This is a genomic window from Stakelama pacifica, assembly GCF_004361835.1.
GTDB classification, from domain to species: Bacteria; Pseudomonadota; Alphaproteobacteria; order Sphingomonadales; family Sphingomonadaceae; genus Sphingomonas; species Sphingomonas pacifica.
The window spans coordinates 26,826-43,178 of record NZ_SNWD01000015.1; the positions used below are offsets into that span (position 1 = coordinate 26,826).

Annotated in this window: 16 protein-coding genes and 1 tRNA gene; 11 read left to right on the forward strand and 6 right to left on the reverse strand. The window is 63.4% G+C overall.

Annotated features, from left to right (window positions below; all coding sequences use genetic code 11):
• Positions 1-66: 66 nt before the first annotated feature.
• Positions 67-465 (reverse strand): MerC domain-containing protein, encoded by a 399-nt coding sequence (locus tag EV664_RS16465; RefSeq protein ID WP_133496815.1) that lies wholly within the window; start codon positions 463-465, stop codon positions 67-69.
• Positions 466-571: 106 nt separating this feature from the next.
• On the opposite strand from EV664_RS16465, the gene EV664_RS16470 reads away from it, so the two are divergent.
• The 7 genes from EV664_RS16470 (at position 572) to EV664_RS16500 (ending at position 8,408) form a co-directional block, all read left to right on the forward strand.
• Positions 572-1,615 (forward strand): COX15/CtaA family protein, encoded by a 1,044-nt coding sequence (locus tag EV664_RS16470; protein ID WP_133496816.1) that lies wholly within the window; start codon positions 572-574, stop codon positions 1,613-1,615.
• Positions 1,612-1,929, forward strand: coding sequence for a divalent-cation tolerance protein CutA (gene cutA / locus EV664_RS16475; RefSeq protein WP_133496817.1), 318 nt, complete (start codon positions 1,612-1,614; stop codon positions 1,927-1,929). Before EV664_RS16470 ends, cutA begins: the two co-directional genes overlap by 4 nt.
• A complete protein-coding gene (locus tag EV664_RS16480; RefSeq protein WP_133496818.1) occupies positions 1,910-2,713 on the forward strand; it encodes a hypothetical protein in 804 nt (267 codons plus the stop codon). The genes cutA and EV664_RS16480 overlap by 20 nt, the downstream gene beginning before the upstream one ends.
• A 147-nt stretch (positions 2,714-2,860) precedes the next feature.
• The gene (gene rplM, locus EV664_RS16485; protein WP_133496819.1) at positions 2,861-3,340 is read left to right on the forward strand and encodes a 50S ribosomal protein L13; all 480 of its coding nucleotides are present in this window, start codon (positions 2,861-2,863) and stop codon (positions 3,338-3,340) included.
• A complete protein-coding gene (rpsI, locus tag EV664_RS16490; protein ID WP_133496820.1) occupies positions 3,340-3,882 on the forward strand; it encodes a 30S ribosomal protein S9 in 543 nt (180 codons plus the stop codon). The genes rplM and rpsI overlap by 1 nt, the downstream gene beginning before the upstream one ends.
• Before the next feature lie 192 nt (positions 3,883-4,074).
• On the forward strand, positions 4,075-7,611 hold the full coding sequence (locus tag EV664_RS16495) for an autotransporter domain-containing protein (RefSeq protein ID WP_133496821.1): 3,537 nt from the start codon (positions 4,075-4,077) through the stop codon (positions 7,609-7,611).
• Positions 7,612-7,691: 80 nt separating this feature from the next.
• Entirely contained in the window at positions 7,692-8,408 is a 717-nt protein-coding gene (locus EV664_RS16500; protein WP_229668318.1) for a class I SAM-dependent methyltransferase, read from the forward strand.
• A 28-nt stretch (positions 8,409-8,436) separates the two neighbouring features.
• Here EV664_RS16500 and EV664_RS16505 read toward each other — a convergent pair whose 3' ends face one another.
• The 3 genes from EV664_RS16505 to EV664_RS16515 form a co-directional block, all read right to left on the reverse strand.
• Positions 8,437-9,165, reverse strand: a complete 729-nt coding sequence (locus EV664_RS16505) for a metallophosphoesterase family protein (RefSeq protein WP_133496822.1) — start codon at positions 9,163-9,165, stop codon at positions 8,437-8,439.
• The gene (locus EV664_RS16510; RefSeq protein ID WP_133496823.1) at positions 9,162-9,995 is read right to left on the reverse strand and encodes a diacylglycerol/lipid kinase family protein; all 834 of its coding nucleotides are present in this window, start codon (positions 9,993-9,995) and stop codon (positions 9,162-9,164) included. The genes EV664_RS16505 and EV664_RS16510 overlap by 4 nt, the downstream gene beginning before the upstream one ends.
• A 505-nt stretch (positions 9,996-10,500) precedes the next feature.
• The gene (locus EV664_RS16515) at positions 10,501-11,406 is read right to left on the reverse strand and encodes an OmpA family protein (RefSeq protein WP_133496824.1); all 906 of its coding nucleotides are present in this window, start codon (positions 11,404-11,406) and stop codon (positions 10,501-10,503) included.
• Positions 11,407-11,716: 310 nt separating this feature from the next.
• On the opposite strand from EV664_RS16515, the gene EV664_RS16520 reads away from it, so the two are divergent.
• Both EV664_RS16520 and EV664_RS16525 read left to right on the forward strand, forming a co-directional pair.
• Positions 11,717-11,790: transfer RNA gene (locus EV664_RS16520), tRNA-Gly, on the forward strand.
• Between the two features lie 263 nt (positions 11,791-12,053).
• Entirely contained in the window at positions 12,054-13,619 is a 1,566-nt protein-coding gene (locus EV664_RS16525; RefSeq protein WP_229668323.1) for an FMN-binding glutamate synthase family protein, read from the forward strand.
• 21 nt (positions 13,620-13,640) lie between these two features.
• On the opposite strand, the gene EV664_RS16530 is transcribed toward EV664_RS16525, so the two are convergent.
• Positions 13,641-14,396, reverse strand: a complete 756-nt coding sequence (locus EV664_RS16530; RefSeq protein ID WP_133496825.1) for a competence/damage-inducible protein A — start codon at positions 14,394-14,396, stop codon at positions 13,641-13,643.
• Between the two features lie 64 nt (positions 14,397-14,460).
• Here EV664_RS16530 and map point away from each other — a divergent pair, with 64 nt between their 5' ends.
• Entirely contained in the window at positions 14,461-15,291 is an 831-nt protein-coding gene (gene map, locus EV664_RS16535; RefSeq protein WP_133496826.1) for a type I methionyl aminopeptidase, read from the forward strand.
• Here map and EV664_RS16540 read toward each other — a convergent pair.
• Complete coding sequence (locus EV664_RS16540) at positions 15,279-15,650, reverse strand: winged helix-turn-helix domain-containing protein (protein ID WP_133496827.1); 372 nt, start codon at positions 15,648-15,650, stop codon at positions 15,279-15,281. The two genes, map and EV664_RS16540, sit on opposite strands and share 13 nt — an antisense overlap.
• 279 nt (positions 15,651-15,929) lie before the next feature.
• Here EV664_RS16540 and EV664_RS16545 point away from each other — a divergent pair, with 279 nt between their 5' ends.
• Positions 15,930-16,268, forward strand: coding sequence for a P-II family nitrogen regulator (locus tag EV664_RS16545; RefSeq protein ID WP_133496828.1), 339 nt, complete (start codon positions 15,930-15,932; stop codon positions 16,266-16,268).
• Positions 16,269-16,353 lie beyond the last annotated feature (85 nt).

Genomic DNA, 16,353 nt, shown 5'->3' on the forward strand with positions numbered 1-16,353 from the left:
GGCTGTTAGAACAGGCGTTGCGAAATGGCAAATGCGCGCGCTCCCGCCACAGGCGGGGCGAACGGTTTAATGCGTCGCGCGGCGGTTGAGATCGTGGCCGAGCACCAGAAAGAACACGCCCAGCAGCGTGAACAAAATCTCCGACGAACCGTGCGGGACATGCAGCGCGCCCGCCATCATGCCCAGGCCGAAGCCGCCGACAGCAGCTGGCATCATATAGCCATGAGTCACGATCCCCTTGCCCAGCGCGAGCACGCCGAACAGAATCGCGAAGACCAGTCCCACTTCGTGAATATGCGGGTCGAGCAGTGCCCCCGCTGATGCCATCACCACCAGCAGCACCGACGTCGCGATGCAATGCACCACGCACAACCCGCTAATGCCGATCGCAATGCGATCGAAGCGCGAATCGACGCGGTTCCAGACATGGGAAAGCGTAGTGGAAAGGGCGGTGGCGGCAGTCATGACACCCTTTGCCTATACGCCCCGCCCGCAAACGATACAACATAACATTTCCGTGTCGGTCCGCCGGTACTGGTATGGCGGACAGCGGCACGCTAGACGCTGATCCGTGTTGCAACCGACTCGTAATCCCGTATCCGCGCGTCCGCTCGCGCTGGCCAACTGGCTGTTCGCCGTCGCCGCGCTGATCGTGGCGATGGTTGTGGTCGGCGGCATCACAAGGCTGACCGAATCGGGCCTGTCGATTACCGACTGGGACCCGATCAGCGGGACCCTCCCCCCGCTCACCCATGAACAATGGCAGGCCGAATTCGCGCATTATCGTCAGATCGACCAATATGCCGCGATCCATGCCGGGATGACGCTGGCGCAGTTCAAGGGGATATTCTTCTGGGAATATTTTCACCGCCTGCTCGGCCGGGTGATCGGGATGGCGTTCTTCCTGCCGTTGCTGTGGTTCTGGATACGCGGCGCAATTCCGCGCGGATATAAGATGCGGCTGATCGCGCTGCTCGCGCTCGGCGGATTGCAGGGCGCGTTCGGGTGGCTGATGGTGCGGTCGGGGCTTCAGCCCGGCATGGTCGAGGTCAGCCATTACTGGCTGGCGATCCATCTGATCACTGCATTGTTCACGCTGTCGGGGATTATCTGGACCGCGCTCGACCTGCGCTTGCTGCACCGTTCGCATCTGGCGCGCCCGGCGCGTCTGACGCTGGCGGGTGCGGTGACCGGCGTGATCCTGCTGATCCAGCTCGTCTATGGCGCGTTCATGGCGGGGCTTCGCGCCGGGCTGGTGACCGATCAATGGCCGCTGATCAACGGCCAGTTCTTTCCGGCGCGCGAATTCGCCGCCCGGCCCTTTGTCGATGCGATCTTCAACGATCCCTATGTCGTCCACTGGATTCATCGCTGGTGGGCGTGGGTGGCGGTCGCGGCGCTCATATGGCTGGCGCGCAAGGTGCGCCCGATCGATCGCCGGGCATCGGTCGCGATTCATATCACCTTCGGAACGCAAATCCTGCTCGGGATCGCCACGGTGATGGCGGGCGTTCCCATCTGGCTGGCGGCGCTGCACCAGCTGGTCGGCGCGCTGCTCGTCATCGCAACCACCTGGGGCGCGCATGCGCTGGGCAGCGAACGGAGAGCGTTATGAACGAAATCGCAATCGTCTACACCACCTTTCCCGACCGGGAGAGTGCCGAACAAGTCGCGCAGGCCGTGGTCGCCGAACGGCTGGCCGCATGCGCCAATCTGTTCGGAGAGGCACGCTCGGTCTATCGCTGGGAGGATTCGGTTAAGAGCGAGGCCGAATTTCCCGCCTTTTTCAAAGTCCCGGCCCATGGGGTAGAGGCGTTGCGCGAGCGCATCGTCGCGCTGCACCCCTATGACCTTCCGGCGGTCGAAAGCTGGCCCGCCGGGGTGAGCAGCGACGTGGCGCACTGGGCCGATGCCGTTACCGGCGGCTGACCTTCCCCCGCCGCTACGAACCGCTCCCAGCCTCGCCGACGCGATCTTCGCACCGCCGCTGGACCGGACGATGGTCTATCGGCAGGAGGTAAGGCGCGACGATGGCAAAGCCCTGTTTCGGCTGGCGCTGGTCCGGCAGGTTCGCTTTACCGAACAGGGCGCGGGATATCGCGCCGAGCTGACGCTGCGTTCGGCAGAAAGCGAAGGCGCGGCGGGCAAACGCGCGCTCGCCGGACTGGCGCCGTTCATCGATGTGACGATGATATTCCATCTCGACCCGCGCGGGAGCGTAACGGGGATCGAATCGCTCGATCCGCTATGGACGCGGTTTTGCGAAGGCCTTGCCGCGCAGGCGACCGGCGACGCCACGCAGCGCGAGATCGCGCGCGCTACGCTCGCGGCGCTTCGCAATGCGCCCGCCGCCGAGCGTCGCCGCCTGTTCGCCGACATGATCGCGCCGTTGCTCGCACCCGATATCGCAGCAGCGGGCGTAACGCCCGATCAGCCGGTCGAGGCGCAAGGGGACACAGCTTCGGCGGCGGGCGCGGTGCTGAAGGGCGAGCGGCGGGTGTGGCGCGAGTCCGGGGCGCTGGTCGCGGAAACCCGCCTCTCGGGCGATGCCCCCATCGGCGCTGACGCTGGAGCGGGCGCGGTCCATATCCTCCGGGTCGTTCGACGCACGGTCGACCCGCATAGCGGGCTTGTCACTACATCGCGCGAAACCACGCGGCGGGAGAGCGCAGACGGGACGATCGTCCAGACGATGAGCACCCGGCTGGAATAGGGGACGCATGGCCGGTATCTCTATACCCGTTCGCTATCCCCCGGTTTTGCTTGACTTGAGAGCGGGAATAGGTCAGATGGCCGCCAATCGTGCCGCGCCTTCGGGGGCGGCGCATTTGTTTCACACAGCCAAAACGGATCAAAGCCCATGAAGGCGCTTATGAAAACCACCAAGTCGGTAAAGCCGACCGAGGTGGAAAAGAAATGGCACATCGTCGATGCGGAAGGCCTTGTGGTCGGTCGCGCTGCGGCGATCATTGCCAATGTCCTGCGCGGAAAGCACAAGACCAGCTTCACCCCGCACGTCGATTGCGGTGACAATGTCATCGTCATCAACGCCGACAAGGTGAAGTTCACCGGCAAGAAGCTGAACGACAAGGTTTATTACAAGCACACCGGCTATGCCGGCGGCATCAAGGAAACGACCCCCGCAAAGGTGCTGGAAGGCCGTTTCCCCGAGCGCGTGCTGGAAAAGGCGATCGAGCGGATGATCCCGCGCGGTCCGCTGGGCCGTCAGCAGATGCGCAACCTGCGCATCTATGCCGGGACCGAGCATCCGCATGAAGCGCAGAACCCCGAAGTCCTCGATATCGCGGGCATGAACCGCAAGAACAAGGTGGGCGCCTGATGTCCGACAATCGCCAGTCCCTCTCCGATCTGGGCAATATCGCCAAGGGCGAAGCCCAGCAGAACCAGCCCGCGCCCGACGCAGTCGTTGCAGAAACGACCGCCGACACCCCGGCGCAGGAAACCGCGCCGCTGCGTGAGCAGGAGCTCGACCAGTATGGCCGCGCTTATGCCACCGGTCGCCGTAAGGACGCGGTTGCACGCGTCTGGCTGAAGCCCGGTTCGGGCAAGATCGAAATCAACGGTCGCGATCAGTCGACCTATTTCGCGCGCCCCTCGCTGCGTCTCGTCATCAACCAGCCGTTCGACATCACCGAACGTCGCGGTCAGTATGACGTGATCTGCACCGTAAAGGGTGGCGGTCTGTCCGGTCAGGCAGGCGCGGTGAAGCATGGCATCAGCCAGGCGCTCACCCGCTACGAACCCGCGCTGCGCACCACGGTGAAGCGCGCCGGCTTCCTGACCCGCGACAGCCGTGCGGTCGAGCGTAAGAAGTACGGCAAGGCGAAGGCCCGCCGCAGCTTCCAGTTCTCGAAGCGCTGATTTCGCGCTTACAGCGAAACGAATTCAGGGCGGTTCCCCATCGGGAGCCGCCCTTTTTCGTGTGCGCTGCAACGATACGTTGCTAATTGGCAACAGGAACAGAGTGTTAACAAATCCTGTACGGTTTCAGGATTGTTACACTCTGCGGCGCGCGATAGCCTCCTGATTACAAACAGGCATCAGGGGGTATTGATGACCACGAACGAACTGCGCACGAAACGGCGTGCGCGTAATAATCTTGTTTTGGCATCCACCAGCGTAATTGCGTGCCTTGCGGCCGCCAGTGCTGCGCAGGCACAGACGTCAAAGCCTGATTTCGCGATCGATATAGCGCAAAGCGCGCGTCCCGACTTCGCGATCAACGCTCCGCAAACGTCGCGGCCCGATTTCGCGGTTGACGTCCCGCAGACTGCCGCCCCGCATTTCGCCGAAGACATGCCGCAGGTCGCGGTCGAAGGCCCCGGCGAGGGCTATGACGTCAATCCCGGCCAGCCCGGATCGATCTTTCAGGAAGGCATTAACGGTGTCGGCCAGTTCTATCGGGCGGACGGCTTTGTCTGCACCGGTTCGCTGATCAATCCGCGTACCGTATTGTTCGCCGCGCATTGCGTGAACGATATCGGCACCGACGCCTTCGGCTCCGACACCGGCGGCGTCCCGGCGGCTTTCTCGTTCCAGGGCGATGCGGTAGACGGGCTTCGTTCGTGGATACGCGCCGGCTATTCCACCGTGACGGAGGATGCGGTCTACAATGTAAACCAGATCCTGTTTAATCCGCAGTCGATCGCCCGCCCCGAATCGCAGGGCTTTATCGAGGGCGATGTCGCCATCGCGTCGCTCGACACGCCTGCGGTGGGCATCCCGACCTGGGCGATCCTGTTTTCGCCGCTATCCGCTCCCGATTCGATCGATAGCGCCGACGGTACCGGGTATCATGTGATTTCCACCGGCTATGGCATCACCGGTTACGGCAACGGCCCGACTGCGGAAGATGTCGATTTCCGGCGCCGCGCGGCTGAAAATATGATCGGCATTCTGGGCTCGCTGAACGATCGCAACGACTGGCTGTTCGGTCCCGACGATTATGGCCTGCCGCAAAATCTTTACCAACTCGATTTTGACGATCCGAACCGCGAAAACCCTTATGACTTCAATGTTTTCAAGGATGACGCGCAAAATCCCGAAGGCATTACAGGCGGCGGCGATTCCGGCGGACCGCTGATCCTGGATCAGGAATTCGCAGAGCAGGTGGTTATCGGCGTCCTGTCGGGCGGATCGCGCTTCTTCGGTGCGCAGCCCTACACGACCTATGGCACGACCAGCTTCTATCAGCCGCTCTACCTCTTCTGGGACTGGATCGCGGAAAACAGCCCCTATCGCTATGTTTCGGCGAAGGAAGGCGACGGTATGTGGAGCGATCCCGACCACTGGGTGACGACGCTCGACCCTGCATTCCGGGTGATTGATGCGGATGGCAAGCTGGTCAACGGCATACCCACCGCACCGGGCGCAGGTGCCTATGGCGAAGATCCGAACCAGTTCGGTCAGGTTTGCGACGGCGAAGCATGTGTCGACCTCGCCACCGGCGACATCGTCGATTATGACGGCAATGTCCTCGTCCCGGCTGGCACGCAGACCACCGAAACGGCCGGCCTTGGCGACAAGAGCAATATCGGCAAGGTCGCCGCGCTGATCAGCGAAAATCTGGCACAGGCAGGCACGGCAGGCGCTACCGCCGCTGCGGTTGGCACCGCCGCCCTGCCGACAGCAACGATCGAAAACGGCCTTCCCGGCGCGAGCGGCTTCGTGCCGATGAACAGCGATCCCTATTGGGTCGCAGATCCGCAGAGCGGTGAACTCAGCCTCAGCAAGGCACGCTATTACGACGTAGACCTTTCGGCTGCCGGCACCACGACCATGGACATGCAGGCGGTCATCGATCACCTCGTTATCAGCGGCGACGATGCCGGACTGGACGTGACCGCAGACGGCCTTCTCCTTTCGCTGACCGAGATCAACCAGAAACGCGGTAAGGTGAATGTCGACGGGTTGCTGGCGACCTATGGCGACTATTCGCTCACCAAGGGCCTGATATCGGGCACGGGTTCGATCGTGGCGAATGTGGTCGATAACGTCTCCGGCGTCATTGCACCGGCAACGATCGGAACCACCGGTACGCTCACCATCAACGGCAGTGTCATGATGGCTTCGGCCAGCGGGCTTGCGATCGATCTTGGCGAAAACGGCGTGTCGGACGTACTCGACGTGCGCGGTTTCGCCACCGATTCGCCGTTCGGCACGATCGTTACGTCCGGTATCGCCAATCTGGGCGGTGCGGTGATGTTCACGGCGACCGACGGCACGATCATCCGTCCTGGCTACAGCTACACCTTCCTCACGGCGGACGGCGGCATTACGTCGCAGTTCAACGCGACCAACCCGATCAGCGCGGTGCTGTTCCCCGAACTGACCTATGGCGCGGACTCGGTATCGGTACGGATCGTTGCGGGAAGCTATGCTCAGGCAGTGGACCGTGCTTCCGGCATCCAGACGGCCTATGCTGGCCTGCTCGATCGCAACCGCGCGCAATATGACAAATATTCGAACCTCTATGGCGCGATGGACATGCTCCAGACCGCTCCGCTGCGCGCAACCCTCGAAAGCCTCGCCCCGCGTGCGCAGACGGCGGCGATCGGCAGCGGTACGGCTATGGTGGAGGCCAATGCGCGGTTCTTCGCCAATCGCATCGACCGGGTGCGCGACGGCAATGCAGGCGGCACGCTGGCGCTATATGGCCAGCCGATGCAGATCGCTTCCGCTGCGTCGCTGAACCCCGCAATGGCGGTCAATGTCGCGAACGAAGCTTCGGCCCAGCCGATGGTCGAAGAGGGCGTATTGCCCGACGATATGAGCGCCTTCATCGCGGGCGGATATATCAACGGCAACAGCCGGGGCATGCCGACCGCATCGCCCTATGTCCGCAACGAATTTGACGGCTTCTTCGTCGCGGGCGGCGTGGAAAAGGCTGTCGATACCAACGGTATGTTCGGCATCGCCTTTTCCTATACCGACATCAACGGCGATCCGGGCGTTCCGGGCCAGAAGGCCGACAGCAAGCTGTATCAGCTGACCTTCTATTCGGCGACGACCTTTGCCAACGGCATTTCGCTTGATTCGCAGATCAGCGGCGGTGCCTATTCGGTCAATACCGAGCGTAATGTTACGATCGGCGCGGACAGCTACGATCTTACCGCCAGGGACACCGCCTTTGCCCTGACCGGTGAAGTGGGGCTTAGTAAGGACCTCACCCCGGCGTCCGCGCTGTCGATCACGCCGCGCATCGCAGGCCGCTTCACCCGGATCGGCTTCACCCCGACCGCGGAACAGGGCGGCGGCCCCGCCCTGCAATATGACCTTGGCAATTATGACAGCCTTCAGGGGCGCGCGGGCGTGAAGGTCGCGACAAAGGGCCGGTTCCAGCCCTACGCAACCGCTACCTTCGTCCATGATTTCAAGGACAAGCCGGCGGCGTTCGGTGCGAATTTCGTCGGCGGGGTCGGCCCCAATGCGCTGTTCGCGATGCCGGGATCGGACAAGAACTGGGGCGAACTGGGCGCCGGTATCTCGACCGGCGGCCGCGTATCGGTCAGCGCCGAGGCGTTCACCACCGTGGCGCGTTCGGATGTCGAATATCAGACGTATCGCGCATCGCTGCGTATCGCCTTCTAATCATTATCTTCCTGGGTTAAGGAAGGGCGACCCCGCGACGGGTCGCCCTTTTTTTGTCGAGAGGACGTTACGCCGCCGCCATGACCTCTCGCGACACCACCTCTCCGCTGCCCCGCCGATCGGGCACGCAAACGCAGATATCGCTGGCGCAGCGGCTGACGCCGTTTTTCTGGTTCCCCATCCAATGGCCCTGGTTGTTGCGCAGCCTTTCGGGCGGATCGCCCATGCGAAAGGCCGCACTGCTGCGCGAACTCGACCTTTGCGATGACGCGCTGCCGAACCTTGGAAGCTGGAAGGCCGATATCGGCTATCTGGAGCTGATCGTCGCAACGATCCGCGAGCTGCGTCCCATGCATGTTGTCGAGCTGGGCGCGGGAGCATCCACCCTTGTCGCGGGGCGTGCGCTGGCCCTGAATGGCGGCGGCACGCTTCACAGTTGCGACCAGCATGGTGAATTTGTCGATGCGACCAGTCGCTGGCTAGAGGAGCATGGAGTTGCGGTCGATCTTCGTGCTGCACCGCTGGTGCCGGCCCCCGATGGCTGGCCCGGCCAGTGGTACGATCATGGCGCATTACCCGATCGCATCGATCTGTTGCTGATCGACGGGCCCCCTGGACCGTGCATCCGCTGGTGCGCGGCGCGGCGGCCAGCCTGTTCGATCGTATCCCGGTGGGCGGCATGGTGCTGCTCGATGACGGCGCGCGACCGGGCGAGCGGATGGTCGCACACAAATGGCGCAAAGCCTGGCCCGGTTTTCGCTTCGATCTGGTCAAGCCGGGAACCAAGGGCACGCTGATCGGTCGCCGCATTCGCTGAATGCGGCGTCAATCGGCGAAGCGGTGTCGCACCTCCAGCGACCCGCCCTGCACGACGATCTCGTTGAAGGAGGGCGCTGCGTCGCGCGTCCGTTCGGAAAGCGTTCCCGCCCCGATCAGGCGTATCGTCCGCCCGTCGATATGATGGGCGGCGTCAAACGGGTCGTGGACATGGCCGGTGAGCACCGCATGCGCGCCCGCGCGCGCCAGCGCATCGAGCGCAGGTTCGCCGCCATGCGTGCGCGAGGTCGATCGCGTCCCCGGCTCGATCAGCGGATGGTGGCAGGCGACAAGGACCACATGGTCATCGCGATGCTCAGCCACTTCGGACAGCGCCTCTTTCAGCGAACTGCCGCTCACCCGCCCTTTCGACCAGTTGAGCCGGAACTGAAACCGGGCGGTGGTCTTTAGCGGCACGACCGCCACGCCTTTCAGGTCGAGCGGGCGCTCGACCAACTGCGCGACCGATCGATAGCGCTGATAGGGGCTGAACAGGCGCGCCACCGGATTGAAATAGGGCAGATCGTGATTGCCGACTTCCACCGTGACCGGTCGGCCGAGCGATGCGAGCCAGTCCGAAGCCGCCGCGAATTCCCGCTTTCGCGCGCGCATGGTCAGGTCGCCGGTCACGATAACGGCGTCGGGCCGCTCATCGGTGACAAGCCGCGCGAACCAGTCGAGCGCAGAGCGGTCCTCCGCACCGAAATGGAGGTCGCTGACATGGAACAGTCTGGTCATTCGCGCTCCTTTCGCGTGGTGATGAACCGGCGGCCGCTCATCGCGCACCGAATATCGGTTCCGGGCGGCAGCATCACCGGCTCGCCGTCAAACAAAGCCAGCCGCGACGCGCTGCCACGAACCCGCAGATGCCCGACCGTCGCCCGTTCGACCGCGCTCGCCGCGAGCCAGTGCCCGCGCAGCCATTGCCAGCCAAGCTCGCCCGCCATGCGCCAGTCATGCGCGACGACACCCGCAACCTTCAGCCCCTCTGTCGCAGGCTGCACCCATATCGCCTGATATCGTCCGGGAAGCTCGGGCGTGTCGGCGAGCCGAACGCCTTTCCCGAAGGTCACGCGCCAGGCATGGCGGATGCCGGCGATCGCGCGCCGTATCCGACCGACGCGCATATTTTCCCGCGCACGATACCAATAAGCGGCGGGGCCGAGGATCACCCCGACAAACGCGCGATGGTCGCCGGCAATCACCTGCGGCACGGCGACGGTGCGATGCATGGTGGCTGCACGGCGCACGATCTCGACCGGGTCGAGCACATCGTGCAGCTCGCGCGCCAGCAGGTTCATCGTTCCGCCGGGCAGGATCAGCAGCGCGCCGGGCCAGTCGGCCAGCCGATGCGCGACGGCATTGATCGTGCCGTCGCCCGCGAACAGCACCACCGTATCGACTCGCGCGGCGGTCAGCGTTTGCGCATCGGGAAGCGGCGCTTCGGGAAAGCGGCTATGCCCGGCCAGCTGTAGTCCTGATGCGCGAAATGCCTCCTCAATGGCGGCCCGGCGCGTATCGCCGACCGACCCGGACTGATCGTTGGTGATGAACCATAAAATCCGCATTGTCCGCGGTGAACGCACCAGATCGAAAAAAGACCTGCACGAATTTTCAGCCGGCGCGCGCGAGGATGCCAATACCGACCAGCGTTGATCCGAAACTGTTGTACCAGCGTCAGGCCATCCAGAGCGCCACACCGCCCGCAGCCTTACATCGCCGCTCCGCGCAACCCCGGCGCCCCAGGCCTTCGGCCCCGGCCTCCGCCGGGGCGACGCAGGATGTCAGCGGCTTATATGCACCGCGATTTCCCCAATCGTCGCCCCGGCGAAGGCCGGGGCCGCTACGGTCTGGCACCAACCCCGATCCAGACCCGCCTTTGCAAGGACCGCAGCGACCATTGCGAGCTTCGAAGGCGCGGGGCAATCCGGCAGCGGCGTGCGCATCGCCGGATCGCTGCGCCGGTGCGCTCTTTCGATGACGATCCGGCAGGCAGGCAGGGTTATCGCAGGCTGGTGTAAGGCAGGGCAGCAACGGGCGGGGGCGGCACGATCGTCGCGACGCCCCCTGATCTTACAGCTCGTCAAGCCCCTTGCTGACCAGAATATTCACCGCGACGCGGCGATTCTGCGCCTTGCCCGATGCGGTGGCATTGCTGGCCGTCGGGTCGGCTTCCGCCATGCCGGTCGGGGTCAGCATGCGATAGGGTTTCCAGCCGCATTGCTGTTGCAGATAATTGACCACGCGCCCGGCCCGCTTTTCGCTAAGCTCCTGATTAAGCTCCTGACTGCCGGTCGAATCGGTATAGCCGACGACCAGCAGCAGCGCATTGTCCATGCTCTCGGCCTGCGCAGCCGTCTGGCACAACGCGTTCTTTGCCTGCGACGAGAGCACTGCCTTGCCCGTGTCGAAATTCACATTGGTCGTGCCCTTCACATTATATTGATCGAGGTCGCCGACATGCGCGCGCAGTGCCTTGGTATCCGCTGCGTTCTGCGCGATCGCCGCGCCCTGTTCGTCGAACCGCTGATCGGTGCCGTTGCGGATCATCGAGGCGAATTTGAGGTCCTTTTTCTTGAGATCGATCTCGCTTGCCACCAGCTGATCGCCCGCCTGCATCGTCTCGACACTGACCGGCAGACCGTTGAGCAGCGCATCCGCCGCGATCTTGCTGCGCCCCAGCCCCAGAAAGCCGCCATGCGCCTTGATCATGGTGTCGTCGGTCAGCGCGATGACCGCCTTGGTGCCGTCATCGACGGTAACCTGAACGCTGTTACCGCTGCGCGCGGAGATGATGCCCTCAATCTCCGGCCCTTCGGTCATTTCGGCAGCTGCTGGAACCGGCTGCTGGCCATAGACGGTCATCGGCGTGTCGGTTTCGGGCGGCTGCGGCAGGTCCTGCGCGCCCGCAGGTACGGCAGTTCCGGCGAGCAGGGCGAGCGTCAGCAGGAATTTCGGCTGGCTGGAATGAACGGTCATTGCGGACTCCTTCAAAAATGATCGGTCGGGACTGCACGGTTGCATGCATATGTCCCGCGACCCCGATCGGGCATCCCGCACCTTTCATGAGCATGAACAACGGGTTGGGCGAAGCATTCCCTCCGGTGACGCGCCCCCCTTGCGGGGCGAACCGAGCCGTCAGGCGGTACGGGGGAAGGTGATGACCGCGCTCGCACTTCCCTCACGAGCCGGAGCCATGAGACAAGAACATCGCCCCGCCGACAGGGTTCGACACCACAGCAATGGCCGCTTGACAATTCAAGGCAACGCGAGCATTTCCGCCGCTCACGCGGGCGTAGCTCAATGGCAGAGCAGAAGCTTCCCAAGCTTACGACGGGGGTTCGATTCCCCTCGCCCGCTCCAACAGCGCTCCGCGACGAACCCCCTTTTCGGTTTGCGCTACGCACTGCCGTGCTTCGCTTGTGGTTCGATCCCCCTCGCCCGGTCCGGCAGCCCAATCGTTTCCCGCCGCTCGTGAACCAAAGCGCCGCCACGGTCGTTCGCTTGTCGAATCGACATTTTCGGAGGCTTGCTTGAAATATCTGCGATCGGTGCTCGGCTTCATGGTTCGGGCGCAGCTGTTCATCGCCGCGATCCTGTTCACCGCGCTGTTCGTCATTCTTGGCATGAACCTCCACCCTGGCTGGCTGATCGGGCTGGTGATCTCGGTCCCGCTGCTGCTGCTCGGCCTGTACGATAGTTTTCAGGAGCATCTGACGCTGACCCGCAACTATCCGGTAGCGGCGCATATCCGCTGGCTGTTCTTCGACCTGCGCCCCTATCTGCGCCAATATATCGTCGAGGGCGATCTGGAGGGAAAACCCTACAGCATCGAGGCGCGCAATCTGGTCTATGCCCGTGCGCGCGGGACGAGCGAGGCGCATCCCTTCGGCACCGAACTGGATGTCAATGCCGAGGGCTATTCGTGGATCAACCATTCGATCAAACCGGCCGAGAAGCCGGACAAATCGCCGCGCACGCTGATCGGCACCGATCAGTGCCGCCACCCTTATTCGGCGTCGCTGCTCAATGTATCGGCGATGAGTTTCGGCTCGCTGTCGGCCAATGCGATCCGCGCGCTCAATCTGGGTGCGAAGACCGGCGGCTATTTTCACGATACCGGCGAAGGGGGGCTGAGCCGCTATCACCTTGAACATGGCGGCGATGTGGTGTGGGAAATCGGCTCAGGCTATTTCGGCTGCCGGAACGAGGACGGTTCGTTCGATCCCGATCTCTTCACCGAAGGCGCGCAGCGCGACCAAGTGAAGATGACCGAAATCAAGCTCAGCCAGGGCGCGAAGCCCGGCCATGGCGGCATGTTACCGGGCGCGAAAGTGACTCAGGAGATCGCCGAAACGCGCAAAGTGCCTGCGCATCAGGACTGCCTCTCGCCGCGCGGCCATTCGGCGTTTTCGACGCCATGCGAAATGCTCGAATTCGCTGCATCGATGCGAGACATGTCGGGCGGCAAGCCGGTCGGCCTGAAGCTGTGCGTCGGCCAGATCCACGAAGTGTTCGCGATCATGAAGGCGATCCGAAAGACCGGCATCCTGCCCGATTTCATCGTGGTCGACGGCGCGGAGGGCGGCACCGGGGCAGCGCCGCTGGAACTGTCGAACCATGTCGGCATGCCGCTTCGCGAAGGGCTGATCCTGATGCGCAATGCGCTGGTCGGAACGGGCCTGAAAAAGCATATCCGGCTGGGGGCCAGCGGAAAGGTGTTTTCAGGCGCAGGCATGGCGGAAAATCTCGCTATCGGCGCGGACTGGTGCAACGCGGCGCGGGCGTTTCTATTCTCGATCGGCTGCATTCAGGCGCAGCGCTGCCACACCGGCACCTGCCCCACCGGCATCACGACACAGGACCCGATCCGTCAGCGCGGGCTGGTCGTCGATACCCAGTCGAAGCACGCGGCGCGCTTTCACGAAAAGACGCTGGAAGCGCTTGCCGATATCGTGGCGGCGGCGGGGCTGGAACATCCCCGCGACCTGCGCCCCCACCACCTGTCGATGCGCGGTGATGCGATCAAGGCGGGCAGCATCGACGCGCTCGACGCCTTTATCGATGAAAACCAGCTGATCGACGCGCCCGACGAAACGATTTACGCGCGCCACTGGGAGGCAGCCGACCCGGACAGTTTTTCAGCGCGCAGCGAAATCCCCCATGCTCCCGCGAAGCAGAAATCGGCGTGATTTGGGCTTGCCCGCCCGCCACTATATCCCGCCCTCAACGACCTCGCGGCCGCTATCGGTAAGCGCGCGGGTCAGGTCGGTGATGCACGCATCGACCAGCGCCGGGTCGGTGGCGCGGACGACGAAATTGGCGCCGGTGCGCCCTTCGCGAAAAAAGGGATAGCTGCCGATCGCGACGCCTTCATGCCCTTTCTCGGCCTCGCGCAGCAGATCGGCGACTTCGCTCTCACCGGTCCAGCAGCCGATCTGGCGCGCGACCAGCGGCTTTCCGCCCTCCAGCGTGCCGGTCAGCGCGTCCATCATCCCCGCCGCGATATGCGGCACGCCCGCCAGAATGAAGATATTGGCGACTTTGATGCCGGGCGCGCCCGACATGCGATTAACGATCAGTTCCGCCCCCTCGGGCGTTCGCGCCATGCGCAGCCGCGCTTCGGTAAGGCCGCCGCGCGTCGCATAATGCGCCTCCAGCTGCGCGCGCGCTTCGGGATGGACAATCACGCCGACGCCCAGCGCGGCGGCGATCGCATCGACGGTGATATCATCATGCGTCGGCCCGATGCCGCCGGTGGTGAAGAGATAGTCGTTGCGCGCCCGAAGCGCGTTCACCGCTTCGACGATCGCTTCGGTGCGATCGGGCACGACGCGCACCTCGGCAAGGCGGATGCCCTGCGCATTCAGCCACGTGGCGAGCTGCGCTATATTCCGGTCCTGCGTCCTGCCGGAAAGGATTTCGTCGCCGATCACGGCGAGCGCTGCGGTCCAGATACGTTCGGTCATGCATGGGTGCATAGCCGGGATCGCCCCCCTCGCAAAGCGGGCAAAGCCGCGCTATATGGCCCCGATGACCGAATATGTTGATGTCAGCGAAGGCGAAGCGATCACCCGCGACGGCGTGATCAAGCTATATGGCCCGGAAGGGTTCGAAGGAATGCGCAAGGCAGGCCGTCTTGCCGCCGAAGTGCTCGACGACCTTACCGAAAAGGTCATGCCCGGCGTGAACACGGCCGAGCTCGACGATTTCATCCGCGATCGGTTTCTGGCCGCCGGTGCGACGCCGGCGACACTGGGTTATCGCGGCTATACGCATAGCTCGTGCATCTCGATCAACCATGTCGTCTGCCACGGCATCCCCGGCGACAAGGCGCTGAAAGAGGGCGATATCGTCAATATCGACCCCACCCCGCTGCTGAACGGCTATCATGGCGATACCAGCCGCATGTTTCTGGTCGGTGAGGTGCCGATCAAGGCGCGGCGACTGGTCGAAGTGACCTATGAATGCCTGATGCTCGGCATCGAACAGGCAAAGCCGGGCAACCATATGGGCGATGTCGCCAACGCCATTCAGCGCCATGCCGAAAAGCATCGCTATGGCGTCGTGCGCGATTTTTGCGGCCATGGCGTCGGCCTGCTCTTCCACGACGCACCCGAAGTCGTCCATGTCGGACGCCCCGGCACCGGCCCCGAACTGCGCCCCGGCATGATTTTCACCATCGAACCGATGATCAATATCGGCAAACCCGATGTGAAGATGCTCGACGATGGCTGGACCGCCGTCACGCGCGACCGTTCGCTGTCGGCGCAGTTCGAACATTCGATCGGCATCACCGAAACGGGGTGCGAAATCTTCACGCTCAGCCCGAAAGGCTATCACCACCCGCCTTATGGCGTGTGAACCGGTTCGGTCCGGATCATTTCGGCAAGCGCGGCAAAGCTACCCCCTTTTGCCGCGCTTTCCAGTTCCCGCTCCAGCGCGCGATATAGCGCCAGCACCCGCTCGCCCGTCGCGGTCAGCCGCGCGCCGCGCCGCTTTCCGCCACCCGGATGCGCCTCGACCAGCGGCGCGGACCAGCAGCGGTTCATCTCATCGACCAGCAGCCAGCTTCGCCGGTAGCTCATCCCCATTTCGCGGCCTGCAGCAGAGATTGAACCGCCGCGCGCGATCGCATCAAGCAGATCGGCCTTGCCCGGCCCGATGGCGATGGCGTCCCCGCAGAAAAGTTGCAGCTTCAGCTTCAGCGCCCCGATACGCATGGCAATTCTTCTCCTTCAGCCGCTTCCTTATGCAGCGCCTTGCCAGCGGCAGCAAAACAGCGCACCCTTGCCGCTCTATCGGGCAGCAGGTCGGATATTGCCTATTCGTTAAGCATATCAACCGATCGGGCCGATGCGCGCATCCCGGAAATCCGGCGTCCGCAAACTGGCACGGTTATTGATAGGCACGCGTGCGACGATAGAAGCGAAATGCCGCGCTTAAGGTGGAGGGCCTTGCGCGGATGACAGGACCGAGTTTGTGATTTCGGGGGAGCGTGAGTGAAAAAGATCGAAGCCATCATCAAGCCGTTCAAGCTGGATGAGGTGAAAGAGGCGCTGCACGAAGTGGGCGTTTCCGGGATTACCGTGACCGAAACCAAGGGCTTTGGTCGGCAAAAGGGCCATACCGAACTCTATCGCGGCGCCGAATATGTCGTCGACTTCCTGCCCAAGGTGAAACTTGAGGTTGTGGTCGAGGATTCGCTTGCGACCCGCGCGGTCGAAGCGATCGCCGGAGCGGCGCAGACGGGGCGGATCGGCGACGGCAAAATCTTTGTCGTTCCGGTCGAATCGGCCCTTCGCATCCGTACCGGCGAACGCGACGACGACGCCATTTGACGCGACGCAGCATTTCCGAGAAGACTTTTGCCGCGCTCGCAATTTGATTGCACGATTCGCGGCGAATCCGTTCCAATATGAAAGG